The following is a 12,580-nucleotide window of genomic DNA, read 5'->3' as shown; positions in this document are numbered from 1 at the left end:
ATCGCCTAGTAGAGTCGGGTGTCCAGCGACCGTTTTTAGCCGATTTCTGCCGATCGCGACCGGCAGCTGTCGACCCAAAACGGACACTAAGGATTGCATGAGAGGATAGTTTCCCGGCGCCTTCGTGCGCCGTATAGTGGCGATATTTTGTCGGTCAAAGGAATGGCTATGTACCCCTCAAGCTGCCTACTCGTCGGTGTGATTGGCGACTGTGATATCGCATATTTTTCGCATTGCGCTAAAAGGGCAACGCCATGCGTTTGAGAATGATCCTTGCCGGGATCGGCACAACGTTGGCGCTGGTGTCTGCATCGCCAGCCCAGGCTGCGCCCCTGCCGCCAGGAGCGATCAAACAGGGTGGTATTTCGGTGCTGGTCCAAGGCTCGGGACCAGACATCATATTGATTCCGGGATTGGCGTCGTCTTACGAAGTGTGGGCTGATTTGGCCTCCAGACTACAGCAGAGCCACCGTCTTCATCTGGTACAGGTAGCTGGCTTTGCCGGCTCGCCTGCCGTATCCGATCCAGGCGGGAAAGTAGTAGCGCCGACGGCCGAGGCGATCGCTGAATATATCCGCAGCCAGCGCATCGAGGCCCCGGCCATCATTGGCCATTCGTTGGGCGGTGAGGTGGCACTGATGCTGGGTGCTCGTCATCCCGACCAAGTTGGACGCCTGATGATTGTCGATGCGCTGCCCTTTTATGCGTTGCTGTTTGACCCTTCGGCGACCAGTGAAGCGGCGACCCCGCAGGCTGCTGCGATGCGCGATGCAATGTTAGCGGCAACGGCTGAACAGGCGGAAGTCATGCAGCATGCATCCATCGCCCGTCTCGCCAAAACTGAAGCGGTCAGGCCAGGCTTGGCCGTGGCGGGAACAAGCTCGGACCGCAAGACCGTGGCCGATGCCATGCATGAGCTGATGGTCACCGACCTGCGGCCTGAGCTTGGACGCATCAGGGTGCCGGTCGAGGTCGTCTATGCCTACGATTTGCTTTACGGCGTAGAGGCGACCCAGGTTGATGCAATGTTCCGTAACGCCTATGTCTCGACCCCAAACATCAGTTTCAGGCGCATTGATGGCAGCTTTCACTTCGTCATGCTTGACCAGCCAGAACTGTTCGCCAGTGCTGTCATTAAGTTCCTGGACCAGTAAGCGGCGGCGGCGGGTTGTCAGGGATAATAAATCTGTCCCTTTTTAAGCTTGCTGAAACGATTCATCAAGTTTATAAAAAGGCACAACTCCAAGAAAGGCTGCCGCCATGATCCCGCTCAAACTCGTTGTTGCCCTCAGCGCACTGTCCGCTGCCTCCCACGCCATGGCCTGGGATTACGTTCTGCTCGACACCGACAAAGCCGCCCAGAACTGGCAGATCACCAGCCAGCAACTCGGCATAAAAACCGACAAACCCTTCAGCGTTACCCTGCGCACCTTGCACGGCGGTCGGCAGGAGGGCGTCAGCATCGTCGACATCGATAACGGCACGATGAAACTCTCGGTAGTACCAACTCGCGGCATGAACGTCTTGCAGGCCTCGGTCGGTGATGTGCGCATGGGCTGGGATTCGCCGGTCAAGGAGGTGGTCAATCCGTCCTTCATCGAACTCAATGGCCGCGGTGGTCTGGGCTGGCTGGAAGGTTTCAATGAACTGGTCACCCGCTGTGGATACGAATGGGTCGGCCACCCCGGCGTCGACAACGGTGAACTGCTGACCCTGCACGGTCGGGCCGCGAACATTCCTGCGAACAAAGTCACCCTGCACATCGATGAGAAACCACCGTACGCCATCACCCTGCGCGGTGAACTGAAAGAGCAGGCGTTCAAGAAGGTCGACTTCTCGGTCGCGACCGAACTGGTCACCGAACCCGCCAGCGTAGTGTTCGCCCTCAATGACACCCTGACCAACAACGGCGACTATCCCAAGGAATACCAGGCGCTGTATCACAGTAACTTCAGCACCCCGTTCCTGGAACAGGGCGCTCGTTTCGCCGCGCCGGTAAAACAGGTGTCGCCGTTCAACGACAAGGCCAAGGGCGATCTGCCCGATTGGCAAACCTACCGCGCACCAACCAAGGACTACGACGAAACGGTTTACAACGTGGTGCCGTATGCCGATGCCAAGGGCGATACGTTGACGGTGTTGCATAACAAGGCCGGCAGCCTGGGCGTTGCGGTCGGCTTCAATACTCAGACACTGCCGGTGTTTTCCCTGTGGAAAAACACCGATACCCAGGGCCAGGGCTATGTCACGGGGCTGGAGCCGGGGACAAGTTTTTCCTACAACCGTCGTTATCAGCGGCCACTGAACCTGGTTCCGACAATTGCGCCGAAGGAGCACAAGCAGTTCCGCATCAGCTACAGCTTGTTGGTGGATAAGGCGGCAGTGGACAAGGCCTTGAAGCAAGTGAGCGAGATCCAGGGTGGGCGGGAGACTGAGGTGCGGCAGACACCGTTGGTTGATCTGACCAAGGGCTGACGCCAGGGATAATAAATCCGTCCCCTTTTAGACGGCCTCGGGCGCGCGAAAGGCCTTACTGTAATAGCCGGACTGGTCGAAACAGCAAACGTGCTTCTTGCCGGACGCGAGCATGTCGCAGGCATCACTGATTCGTTTTGCGCGCGTCTTGAGTTGCTTGGCTGAAGTGATCCAGTGTATCCAGTCGACTCGGGCGATGGTCGTCGTATCCCTCCAGACTTTATGAGCCTCTGGAGCGGCTGCCAGTGCTTCCTGGAAATCTGCCGGGATGTCAGGCTCGGGTTCCTTCTTCACAGGAGTTAGCTCGAGTGCAACGACATCCCCAACGGCCGCGCCTGCGGCTTTGAGTAACGCTCTACTGACCTGCAGCCAATGGCTCAGCTGACCATCCGGCTCAAGGGTTGCCTGGAAAGGATGCCCATTGATTGTGCCTTCAACTGTCGTCCTTCCTCGCCTCGGCAGCTGTTCACTCGCGTCTCTTGGCAGTACCAAGAACGCCCAAGACGTATCATTGCCAGGCTTCGCCGGACGAAGAAGCGTTGCTTCGAATCGGGATTTCACATCGACTGTTGTCATTGCCACGCCTCCAACTGATACGTCTGGAAAGTCGACGCTACCGACTCGTCACGAGGCTGTCCAGCGGCTGTTGGTGCCCGCTGGTTGTCCTTCGCATCGTGCAACTAACGCCTCACAAGAACCCGCCCCGAACATTCCTTTGAGGAATGCCTCTTATAAAATTAATGAATTTTTCTTATCAGATTATCTGGCGTAGCTTGATTCAAGGACACGGAGAACCGCCTTGAAATCATCCCCTCTGAACTCAGCTGAAAAATTCGATACTTCACGGTCTAATGAGTACGCACGCCAGAGCCGTATCGCATTAGCCGGGTATGACGCCTGCCAGGATCTTGCTGCGTGCATGCTGGCGGCAAGCCTGGGCAATGCGCGTTCGGCGAAAATACTGGTGGTTGGCGCGGGTGGTACGGCTCAGGAGATTATTGCGATGGCAGCGCTGGAGCCGACCTGGCGCTTCACTGCCGTTGATCCATCCGAGCCGATGCTCGAGGCTGCGGCGCAGCAGTTGCAGGCAAACAATCTGCTTGAGCGAACCAGCCTGCATCTCGGCCATGTTGAAGACCTGGTTGCGGATGAGTCATACGACGCAGCGACCTTGATCGGGGTGCTCCATCATCTCGAGGGGGATGCTGCGAAGCGACAGATTTTACGCTCCATTCGGGCTCATCTAAAGCCGGGTGCGCCGTTGATTGTCGCCGGCAATCAATATGCTTATGCCAGCCAACCGTTATTGCTTGCGGCCTGGGGGCAACGGTGGCGACAGCATGGCGCCAGCGCGGATGAAGTGAAGGCCAAGCTGGGGAAAATCCTTCAGGGCGCCGACCCACCCCATTCCGAGGCGGCGGTTCAACAATTGATGTTTGACGCCGGATTCGCAGACGCTACGCGCTTCTTCAGTAGCCTGTTCTGGGGGGCCTGGCTAACGCGTAAAACCATTTGAACGGCAGCGATAGGTTGTCGTTTCTTGCCAATCGAGGGAGCCTGCGTCTTGGTGTGTCAGTAGGGCTTGGGTTAGGATTGCCGGGTTTTTCAAGGATGAAGCCAATGAAGTACCTCAAGGCCCTGAACGCCGCCGCAGAGCGTTTTCTAAGCAGGTTTACGCGCAAGCAGTTTCTCTTTGCCGCGATTGCGGTGACGGCACTCAATTATTTGCTGGCCTATACCGTCCCAGGGTACAGGTCCATCTATCTAGCCATGATCGGTGGCTGGCTGTTCGGCATGATTTTCGCGGGATTCCATTCTGCCAAGAGCGCCGAGAGCGAGTCATGAATGGCTGGCACTGCGCACGCTCAACGTCGGCGACGCCGCTGCTTTTGACTCCATCCTTCTAGATAATTTGCGCCAGGCGCAGCGCCACCGCTGTTGCCTGTTCGGCACTGGTGATGTTGGTGAAGCCGAGCACCAGGCCATGCCTGGGCTCGACTTCGAGGTACCACTGCGATAGCGGCTCGACGGCGATGCCAACGGACCGGGCACGCTGTGCCAACTGGTTGTCATCACCTTCGCGAAGGCCCACCACCAGGTGCATGCCGCCGGCCTGGGGGTTGATCAGCAGGCGGTCTCCCAATTGTTGTTGCAGCGCCTCCACCAGCCATTGGCGGCGGTGGGCGTAGAGGCTGCGCATTTTTTTCAGGTGCCGGGCGAAGTGCCCCTCGTTGAGGAATGCCGTGACGGTTGCCTGCAGGAGGTGCGGGCAGTGGTTATGCAGTCGGTCTGTCTGGCGGGCGAACGCTTCGCTCTGGTCGGCCGGTACCACCAGGTAGGCCAGGCGCAGGCCTGGAAACAGCACTTTACTGAAGGTCCCGGTGTAGAGCACGCGACCCTGTTGGTCGAGGCTCTTGAGGGCGGGCAGGGGTTTGCCCTGGTAGCGGTATTCGCTGTCGTAATCGTCCTCGATGATCCAACTGCCCCGGCTGTTGGCCCAGTCCAGCAGGGCCAGGCGCCGTGGCAGTGACAGCGACACTCCCAGCGGGCTTTGGTGGGTCGGCGTGACCACGGCGAAGCGGGCATCCGGGGCGCGGCGGATGCCTTGTGCGACGTCCAGTCCCTGGTCATCCACGGGCACCGGCACCAACTGTGCGCCGGCTTCCAGCAGGGCGTTGCGGGCCATGAAGTAGCCGGGTTCTTCCAGCCAGCAGCTATCGCCAGGCTGCATGAGGGTGTGGCTGATCAGGTCCAGGCACGCGCGATAGCCGGCGCAGACGAATATCTGCTCAGGGCGGCAGGTGATGCCGCGGGAGATGCCCAGGTAGGTGGCGATGGCCGCGCGCAACGGCGCATGGCCGCGTGGGTCCGGGTAGACCAGCCCCTCGAGGCCGGCCTGGCGCAACTGGCGGCCCGCCAGCCGGGTCCAGAGCTTGCGCGGAAAGGCATCCAGCGCTGGCAGGCCCATCTGCAGGGCGAGCGGCTGCGTCCCACTGTGGGTGGCCAGGTACGTGGTTGATGCCAGCGGGGGCTGATGGATGGGCGAGGAAACGGCTGCCAGGTGAGGGGTGACCACCGTCCCTGCGGCCCCGCGAGCCATCAGATAACCTTCGCCAATCAGTAACTGGTACGCCGCTTCGACGGTGCCGCGCGCCAGGTTCAGCTCCGCCGCCAGTGCGCGAACGGCAGGCACCCGGTCTCCCGGGCGCAGGCGACCGTCGGCGATCGATTCACGAAATCGCTGATACAGCTGGCGATAGATGGGGGCTGGTTGGCAGCGATCCAGTTGGAAGGGCGGAATCATGGCCTAGTCATTTATGCATTTTTCGGCCCTGTAGCTTAAGCCATTACCGCCCTAAAGTGAGCCATCTCTTCACGGCGGACAACGCACATGCCTTACACCTTTCAACACCTCGACGACCCGCAGGCCTTGGCGGCCAGCTTTGCGCTGATGGGCGTGTTGCGCCCGCACCTCAATGACCAGGACCGCTATGTGGCGCAACTGGTTCGGCAGGCGGAGCAGGGCTACCGTTTGCTGGCCGCGCAGGAGGGCGAGCGCCTGGTCGGCCTGGCCGGTTACCGCGAGTTGGAAAACCTGCTCTACGGGCGTTTCATCTATGTCGATGACCTGGTGGTCAGTCCCCAGTTGCAGCGCAGCGGCGTGGGCGCGCAACTGTTGACCGCGGTTCGCGAGCAGGCCGTGCAGCGCGATTGTGATCACCTGGTGCTGGATACCGGCCTGCATATGCCGTTGGCCCAACGCTTCTATTTTCGCCAGGGGCTGTTGGCCCGTGGCATGCATTTCACCCAGAGCCTGCGGGCAGGAAATCCGGCATGAACAATCTGTTGTTGCTCAATGCCAGCCCGCAGGGGCAGGTGTCCCACGCCAACCAGTTGGCACTGGAACTGGTGGCCTCCCTGCGCAACCGCTATCCGCAGCTCGAACTGGTCGAGCGCGACCTCGGCGCGCAGCCGTTGCCCCCGCTGGATATGGACTACGCGCGTGCGCTGACCACGGCCACGCCCTTCGACTCACCAACGTTCGACGTATCCGAGGCGTTGATCAGCGAATTGGAGCGCAGCGATATGCTGCTGATAGCCACGCCGATGCACAACTTTACCCTGCCGGCCGCGCTCAAGCTGTGGATCGACTACGTCCTGCGCATTCACCGCACATTCAGCTCGGGCCCGGAGGGCAAGACCGGTCTGCTGCGCGATCGCCCGGTGTACGTGATTGTCGGTTCCGGTGGTTTTCACCAGGGCGAGCGGGCCCGGCAAGCGGATTTCCTGACCTCGTACCTGCGCCATGTGCTGAACACTCTCGGGCTGTTCGACCTGCACTTTTCTTATCTTCAGGGCTTGGTGTTGGGTGAGGAGGCCGTCCGCGCAACGCTCGACGATAGCCGCGCCCGCCTGGCGCTGGAGCCGCTGTTCAATCATCTCGTTTGTGCATGAGCGATTTTTTCTACCGAGGAGTTTCACCATGAGCCAACTCAGACTGCCGTTTCCGTCCCTGTCGCCTGCCGCCTATCAGGGCCTGCTCGCCACCAACTCGGCGCTGGCTACCAGTTCCCTCGGCTTGCCGCTGCTGGAGCTGGTGTACTTGCGCATCTCGCAGATCAACGGCTGCGCGTTCTGCCTGGGCAAACATGCGCAGACCTTGCGCGACAGTGAGGTGGCGCAAGAGAAGCTGGATTGCCTGGCGGGTTGGCGCATCAGCGAACTGTTCAACGCCCGCGAACGCGCCGCACTGGCCTGGGCCGAGACACTCACCTACGTCAGTGAGAAGGGCGCGCCAGACGAATTGTACGAGCCATTGAAAGCGCACTTCAGCGATGTCGAGATTAGCGACCTGACGTTGGCTGCGGCCTTGATGAATGCGTTCAACCGATTGGCGGTGGGGATGAAGCTCTAAGGGCAAAAATCCTATTCTCAAAACCCTGGGCGAGCCGGATAATCCGCGCAACCGCGCGCACTTGTAGGAGCGGGTGCCCGCTCCTACGACTTTTCACCCAGGTTGAGGGATTATCCTTGGTTAGCACATCAGCTGTTCACACCCTGCGTCCGCTGTCCGACCTGGATTACTACGACTGTCGCTCGGCCGCGCTGGCTGCGGATGTCAGTGTGCTTGAGGCATGGAACATCATTACCGCGCAAACGGGGTGGTTCATGCGCCTGGCGTTCCGGGTGAGGGACCGGATTTCCTCGCTGTTCGGGGTGAAGCGCATCGGCGGTTTTTCCGCTACCCAGCGCGAGACAGTCAGTGTGGGCGACTACCTGGATTTTTTCCGGGTGGAGCATTGTGCCCCCGACGTGCTGGTTCTGACGGAGCGGGACCGGCACCTGGATGTGATGATTTGCCTGTCGATAAGCGCTCGAGTGATGACGATCACCTCATCGGTGGTCACCCACAACGCCTTCGGCCGCGCCTACATGGTGCCGGTCGGTCCAGCGCACAAGGTGATCATCAAGCGCAATCTGCGGCAACTGCAGCGCACGCTGGCAGAGCGCGCATCAGCGCTCACGGACTAGCAGCGGATCACTGCCGATCAATGTCGCGCCGCAGGACCACTGCGGTGGTGATGTCTTCAACTGATTCGTGAATCGCGACGGCGTCCCTGACTCGATTGAGGTCATCGATGGTGCGCGATTCAACCTCGATCACCAGGTCGAGCTGGCCACTGACCGAGGAGACGCGGCGTACCTGGGAGTTCTGGGCCAGCAGGTCGAGCAGGCCGATGGCGGGGGTGCGTTTCAGGCTGACCAGCAAGATGGCGCGAATCACGTGGGCGTCGATTTCGCCGATGTCGGCGCGGTAGCCGCGGATCACGCCGTTGCGTTCCAGGTTGATCACGCGCTCGCTGGTAGCACTGCGTGAGAGGCCAATCCTCGCGGCCAGGGCCTTCAGGGCGATGCGTGCTTCTTTCGACAGGATTTCCAGGATTTCGCGGTCTTTGGTGTCCAGGTCGCGCATATCAACTCCCCATTTTTGCTGCCGATTTTGTGCCGGTCGATTCCGACAATATGCAGGCCAAAGCCGACCGTATACTTACTGCCTTCCCTGGTTTCGCGTGCCAAGCTATCTGAAAAAAATGGCTTGGAAAACAATTACTATGACTAATCTTTCGCATCCTGCCCCGCAGTTCTCGACAGGCGATGCCGAAAAGCTGGGCGCGCAGCTTTTCAACGTAATCGGTACCGCCACGCCGCTGGACGGTGAACGAGATCGCAACTATCGGTTGCAGACCCAAAGCGATGCGGGGTGGATCCTGAAAGTCGTCAACTCCACCGAGCCACGGGTTGAAAGCGAGTTCCAGACGGCCATTCTCAGCCACCTCGCCAGTCACAATCCCGAGCTGACCGTGCCGTTCCTGAAGAAGAGCCTGGCCGGCGATTTCCTCGCCACCGCAGTGGCGGCCTCCGGCGAGACCCACGCGGTGCGCCTGGTCAGCTGGCTGCACGGCACGCCGATGGCCGAGGTCGAGCGTACCTTCGAATTGATGCGCAGCCTTGGCCAGTCCTTCGGTGAGATCGATCGGGCGCTGCAGGGTTTCATGCACCCCGGCGCGGTGCGCGATCTGGACTGGGATCTGCGCCACGCCGCCCGTTCGCGGGCACGCCTGCACTTCGTCAAGGACCCGGCCAAAAGGGCGATTCTGCAGCGCTTCATCGAGACCTTCGAACAACAGGTCCAGCCCCGGCTTGCGCGCCTGCGTGCCCAGGTCATTCACAATGACGGCAACGATTGGAACATCCTCGTCGATTCCGGCAATCACCAGAAAGTCTCGGGCATCATCGATTTTGGCGATGCGGTGCACACGATTCTGATCGCCGAAGTAGCCATCACCTGCGCCTATTCGATTCTCGACATGCAGGACCCGATCGGCGCGGCCGCCGCCCTGGCTGCCGGGTTCCATGAGAAGTACCCGCTGCAGCCGGAGGAACTGGACGTCCTGTTCAACCTGATCGCCATGCGCCTGGTAACCAGCGTGACCTTGTCGGCCTCGCGCCACGACCAGACGCAAGACAACCCTTACCTTGCCATCAGCGAAGCACCGGCCTGGCGCCTGCTGGAGCGGATGGACGCGATGAACCCGCGCCTGGCGACAGCAATCCTGCGCAAGGCCTGTGGGTTTGACGCGGTCGAAGGCGCGGGGGCGATTCGCCGCTGGGTGGCGCAGAACAGCCAGTCCTTCGCGGATATCGTGCGGCCTTCGGCGGCGAGCATGAACAAGGCCATTGCGCCGTTTGGCGATGCCGCCCATGTGATGACTGTCGCTTCCGCCGAGCAGCGTCCGGCAGAGGCCACCCAGTGGTGGGAAGACTTTGCGGCCGAGCACAAGGTGCCGCTGGGCATCGGGCCGTGGGGGGAGGAAAGAACCATCTACACCGACGCTGCGTTCGAGTCGCGCTTCATCCAGGGGCAACGGCGCATCGTGCACGTCGGTGTCGACCTGATCATGCCCGCTGGCACGCCGCTCTATACGCCGGTCGCCGGGGTGGTGCAGAGCGTCGAGGTCGAGTGGGAGCCGTTGGGCTACGGCGGCCTGATCATGCTCAAGCACTCCCCTGAAGGGTGCCCGCCATTCCTGACCCTGTGGGGCCACATGGCCCATGAAGCGCTAAGTCGCCTGAAGCCCGGTGACCAGCTGGAAGCGGGGGCGCTGGTCGGGCACATGGGGGCGGATCAGGAAAACGGCGGGTGGATTCCCCACGTGCATTTCCAGATGTCCACGGACATCGGCCTGAAAGCGAGCGAGTTCATCGGGGTCGGTGAACGGGCCTATCGTGAGGTCTGGGCCGATGTGTTCCCCGACACCTCGACGCTGGCCGGGATCCCGCCAGAAACCTACAGCCAGGATGGCCGCACCAAGGCTGAGATTGTCGCCAAGCGCAAGGAGCTGCTGCTGCCCAACCTGTCGATTTCCTATTCTGACCCGATCAAGTTCGTGCGCGGCGATGGGGTCTGGTTGATTGATAACTTCGGCCGGGCCTATCTGGACTGCTTCAATAACGTGTGCCACCTCGGCCACTCCCATCCGGATGTGGTGCAAGCACTGGCGCGCCAGGCAGGACGCCTGAATACCAACACCCGCTACCTGCACGACAATATCGTGGAGTATGCCGAGCGGCTCACCGCGACCTTGCCGGAAGGCTTGGCGGTCGCGTCCTTTGGCTGTTCCGGCAGTGAAGCCAACAGCCTCATGCTGCGCATGGCGCGCAACCACACCGGGCGCAACGATGCGATCGTGCTGGATTGGGCTTACCACGGCACCACTCAGGAACTGATTGACCTCAGCCCCTACAAGTACAAGCGCAAGGCCGGCAAGGGCCGGGCCGAACATGTGTTTGAAGCGACGGTGCCGGATGCCTACCGTGCGCCGGACGATTGGCCGTTCGAGGAGCTGGGCAAGCGTTTTGCGCAAAGCGTGGCGGAGCAGATTGACTGCATGCGCAAGCAGGGCAGGGCTCCGGCGTTTTTCTTGGCGGAGTCGATTCCCAGCGTCGCCGGGCAATTGTTCTTCCCTGAAAACTACCTCAAGGAAGTCTATGCCATGGTTCGCGCCGAGGGCGGTCTGTGCCTGGCGGACGAAGTCCAGGTCGGCTTTGGTCGGGTCGGCAGTCACTGGTGGGCGTTTGAAACCCAGGGCGTGGTGCCCGACGCAGTGACCATGGGCAAACCGATTGGCAACGGCCATCCGATGTCGGCGGTGGTGACCACCCGGGAGATCGCCGACAGCTTCAACAACGGTATGGAGTACTTCAATACCTTTGCCGGCAGTCCGGTGTCTTGTGCGGTGGGGCTTTCGGTACTGGAGGTGATTGAGCGCGATAACCTCAAGCTCAATGCGTTGACCATGGGTAACTATCTGCTCGATGGCTTCCGCAAATTGCAGCAGCGCTACGAGGTGATCGGCGACGTGCGCGGACAGGGTCTGTTCCTTGGGATTGAACTGGTCACCGACCGCAAGACCAAGGTGCCCGCCACGCACATGGCCAAGCGGGTCGCCGATGGTGCCCGCGAGCGCGGGATTCTGATCGGTACCGAAGGGCCGTATGACAACGTGCTGAAAATGCGTCCCTCGATGATTTTCAACCAGGCCAATGCGGACTTCCTGTTGGAAGTGCTGGACGACAGCTTCCGGGCAGCACTCCAGTAAATTCCCGCAAACGGCGTGCGACAACCACGGTGTCGTACGCCGTTTGCGGCTGGCGCAAAGCCTGGGGGGTGATCAAGCGGTTGGCAGCTTCACGAGCGGTTGTGTACTATCGGCGCTGGCCGCTGCTGCCCGCCGCTCGCTCCCGTTGGGAAAGGTGAAAGCAGGTTTTTTTCAAACTCTCCTGTATCACTCTTGATAGTCGAGATTTGGCAACGCGAGCACCAGAATGCTTCGACTCCGGGAGTCACAATGCTGTCTATCCTCAATGCCAAGCAAATGGCCAAGCACCTGCGTGCTTCGCTCGAGCAGCACCATCAACCAGTGTCCCACTCCACCGCGCTTGAACTGGTCGCCCAGCAGTTGGGCTACAAGGACTGGAACACCGCCTCGGCACTGCTGCCAGAAGAAAATCCCCAGCCCGCCGTGACCTTCGACAAAGCCATTCCGATCCTGCGAATGTTCGACGAAGCCAAGGCGCGGGAGTTTTATCTGGATTTCCTGGGGTTCAGCGTCGAATTCGAACATCGCTTCGAAGCGGATCTGCCGCTGTACCTGGGCATCAGCCGTAACGGCCTGCAACTGCACCTGTCTGAACACCATGGCGATGCGAGCCCCGGGGCGACGATATTCGTGCCGATGCACAACATCGACATGCTCCGCGATGAGTTGCAGGGCAAACGCTACGGTTACGGGCGTCCGGAGATAGTCGAGCAGGGCTGGGGCAAGGTTCTGGAAGTGTATGACCCGTTCGGCAACCGGATTCGCTTCTGCCAAAGCTGATGGGGTGATGGGCCCTGAGCTATAGCCAGGGCCCTGCATAGGTATCTACACAACTTTGTAGCGGCCTGTGGCGAGGGAGCTTGCTTGCGTGGCGGCCTCTGGGGGGTTGGATTAGGCGGGGTACATATCCATTTCTTCGGTAACGGCCTCCTATGGTTCCGCTT

13 protein-coding genes are annotated in these 12,580 nt (G+C 60.5%); 10 read left to right on the top strand and 3 right to left on the bottom strand.

From position 1 onward, the window contains the following. The first annotated feature begins 254 nt into the window (after nt 1–254). Together ACM6IP_RS14775 and ACM6IP_RS14770 are read left to right on the top strand one after the other, a co-directional pair. Nucleotides 255–1,154: an alpha/beta fold hydrolase gene (locus tag ACM6IP_RS14775; RefSeq protein WP_414861746.1), complete on the top strand. Its 900-nt coding sequence runs from the start codon at nt 255–257 to the stop codon at nt 1,152–1,154. A 106-nt stretch (nt 1,155–1,260) separates the two neighbouring features. Then, nucleotides 1,261–2,475, top strand: coding sequence for an aldose 1-epimerase family protein (locus ACM6IP_RS14770; protein WP_414861745.1), 1,215 nt, complete (start codon nt 1,261–1,263; stop codon nt 2,473–2,475). A 27-nt stretch (nt 2,476–2,502) separates the two neighbouring features. Here ACM6IP_RS14770 and ACM6IP_RS14765 read toward each other — a convergent pair whose 3' ends face one another. Continuing rightward, on the bottom strand, nt 2,503–3,051 hold the full coding sequence (locus ACM6IP_RS14765; RefSeq protein ID WP_414861744.1) for a YdeI/OmpD-associated family protein: 549 nt from the start codon (nt 3,049–3,051) through the stop codon (nt 2,503–2,505). A 223-nt stretch (nt 3,052–3,274) separates the two neighbouring features. Between ACM6IP_RS14765 and ACM6IP_RS14760 the strand changes: the two genes are divergently transcribed. Further along, complete coding sequence (locus tag ACM6IP_RS14760) at nt 3,275–3,991, top strand: class I SAM-dependent methyltransferase (RefSeq protein ID WP_414861743.1); 717 nt, start codon at nt 3,275–3,277, stop codon at nt 3,989–3,991. A 104-nt stretch (nt 3,992–4,095) separates the two neighbouring features. Beyond that, nucleotides 4,096–4,320: a hypothetical protein gene (locus ACM6IP_RS14755; RefSeq protein WP_095169730.1), complete on the top strand. Its 225-nt coding sequence runs from the start codon at nt 4,096–4,098 to the stop codon at nt 4,318–4,320. Nucleotides 4,321–4,378: 58 nt separating this feature from the next. Here ACM6IP_RS14755 and ACM6IP_RS14750 read toward each other — a convergent pair whose 3' ends face one another. Next, nucleotides 4,379–5,779: a PLP-dependent aminotransferase family protein gene (locus ACM6IP_RS14750; RefSeq protein ID WP_414861742.1), complete on the bottom strand. Its 1,401-nt coding sequence runs from the start codon at nt 5,777–5,779 to the stop codon at nt 4,379–4,381. Nucleotides 5,780–5,866: 87 nt separating this feature from the next. Here ACM6IP_RS14750 and ACM6IP_RS14745 point away from each other — a divergent pair, with 87 nt between their 5' ends. The 4 genes from ACM6IP_RS14745 to ACM6IP_RS14730 all read left to right on the top strand — a co-directional run bounded on the left by ACM6IP_RS14745 (nt 5,867) and on the right by ACM6IP_RS14730 (nt 8,007). Further along, the gene (locus ACM6IP_RS14745) at nt 5,867–6,313 is read left to right on the top strand and encodes a GNAT family N-acetyltransferase (RefSeq protein ID WP_095169732.1); all 447 of its coding nucleotides are present in this window, start codon (nt 5,867–5,869) and stop codon (nt 6,311–6,313) included. After that, nucleotides 6,310–6,930: an FMN-dependent NADH-azoreductase gene (locus tag ACM6IP_RS14740; protein WP_414861741.1), complete on the top strand. Its 621-nt coding sequence runs from the start codon at nt 6,310–6,312 to the stop codon at nt 6,928–6,930. The genes ACM6IP_RS14745 and ACM6IP_RS14740 overlap by 4 nt, the downstream gene beginning before the upstream one ends. A gap of 28 nt (nt 6,931–6,958) precedes the next feature. After that, nucleotides 6,959–7,390 carry a carboxymuconolactone decarboxylase family protein gene (locus tag ACM6IP_RS14735; RefSeq protein WP_320334348.1) on the top strand — a complete coding sequence of 144 codons (432 nt, stop codon included), beginning with the start codon at nt 6,959–6,961 and terminating at the stop codon, nt 7,388–7,390. Between the two features lie 116 nt (nt 7,391–7,506). Further along, nucleotides 7,507–8,007: a DUF2867 domain-containing protein gene (locus ACM6IP_RS14730; protein WP_414861740.1), complete on the top strand. Its 501-nt coding sequence runs from the start codon at nt 7,507–7,509 to the stop codon at nt 8,005–8,007. Between the two features lie 7 nt (nt 8,008–8,014). On the opposite strand, the gene ACM6IP_RS14725 is transcribed toward ACM6IP_RS14730, so the two are convergent. Further along, nucleotides 8,015–8,449 (bottom strand): Lrp/AsnC family transcriptional regulator, encoded by a 435-nt coding sequence (locus ACM6IP_RS14725; RefSeq protein ID WP_095169736.1) that lies wholly within the window; start codon nt 8,447–8,449, stop codon nt 8,015–8,017. 139 nt (nt 8,450–8,588) lie between these two features. Between ACM6IP_RS14725 and ACM6IP_RS14720 the strand changes: the two genes are divergently transcribed. Beyond that, a complete protein-coding gene (locus ACM6IP_RS14720; RefSeq protein WP_414861739.1) occupies nt 8,589–11,636 on the top strand; it encodes an aminotransferase class III-fold pyridoxal phosphate-dependent enzyme in 3,048 nt (1,015 codons plus the stop codon). Nucleotides 11,637–11,885: 249 nt separating this feature from the next. Continuing rightward, nucleotides 11,886–12,416, top strand: a complete 531-nt coding sequence (locus ACM6IP_RS14715; protein ID WP_414861738.1) for a glyoxalase superfamily protein — start codon at nt 11,886–11,888, stop codon at nt 12,414–12,416. Nucleotides 12,417–12,580: the final 164 nt, after the last annotated feature.

The organism is Pseudomonas sp. IT-P176 (genome assembly GCF_949767245.1).
In the GTDB taxonomy this organism is placed as follows: Bacteria; Pseudomonadota; Gammaproteobacteria; order Pseudomonadales; family Pseudomonadaceae; genus Aquipseudomonas.
Note: the sequence above shows the minus strand (reverse complement) of the source record. Positions and strands in the feature narration are given on the sequence as shown.

What these genes read in the sequence shown, in the direction of transcription:
- ACM6IP_RS14740 (WP_414861741.1), top strand. Translation starts at nt 6,310, where the DNA reads ATGAACAATCTGTTGTTGCTCAATGCCAGCCCGCAGGGGCAGGTGTCC.
- ACM6IP_RS14720 (WP_414861739.1), top strand. Translation starts at nt 8,589, where the DNA reads ATGACTAATCTTTCGCATCCTGCCCCGCAGTTCTCGACAGGCGATGCC.
- ACM6IP_RS14735 (WP_320334348.1), top strand. Translation starts at nt 6,959, where the DNA reads ATGAGCCAACTCAGACTGCCGTTTCCGTCCCTGTCGCCTGCCGCCTAT.
- ACM6IP_RS14745 (WP_095169732.1), top strand. Translation starts at nt 5,867, where the DNA reads ATGCCTTACACCTTTCAACACCTCGACGACCCGCAGGCCTTGGCGGCC.
- ACM6IP_RS14765 (WP_414861744.1), bottom strand. Translation starts at nt 3,051, where the DNA reads ATGACAACAGTCGATGTGAAATCCCGATTCGAAGCAACGCTTCTTCGT.
- ACM6IP_RS14755 (WP_095169730.1), top strand. Translation starts at nt 4,096, where the DNA reads ATGAAGTACCTCAAGGCCCTGAACGCCGCCGCAGAGCGTTTTCTAAGC.
- ACM6IP_RS14770 (WP_414861745.1), top strand. Translation starts at nt 1,261, where the DNA reads ATGATCCCGCTCAAACTCGTTGTTGCCCTCAGCGCACTGTCCGCTGCC.
- ACM6IP_RS14715 (WP_414861738.1), top strand. Translation starts at nt 11,886, where the DNA reads ATGCTGTCTATCCTCAATGCCAAGCAAATGGCCAAGCACCTGCGTGCT.
- ACM6IP_RS14750 (WP_414861742.1), bottom strand. Translation starts at nt 5,779, where the DNA reads ATGATTCCGCCCTTCCAACTGGATCGCTGCCAACCAGCCCCCATCTAT.
- ACM6IP_RS14775 (WP_414861746.1), top strand. Translation starts at nt 255, where the DNA reads ATGCGTTTGAGAATGATCCTTGCCGGGATCGGCACAACGTTGGCGCTG.
- ACM6IP_RS14725 (WP_095169736.1), bottom strand. Translation starts at nt 8,449, where the DNA reads ATGCGCGACCTGGACACCAAAGACCGCGAAATCCTGGAAATCCTGTCG.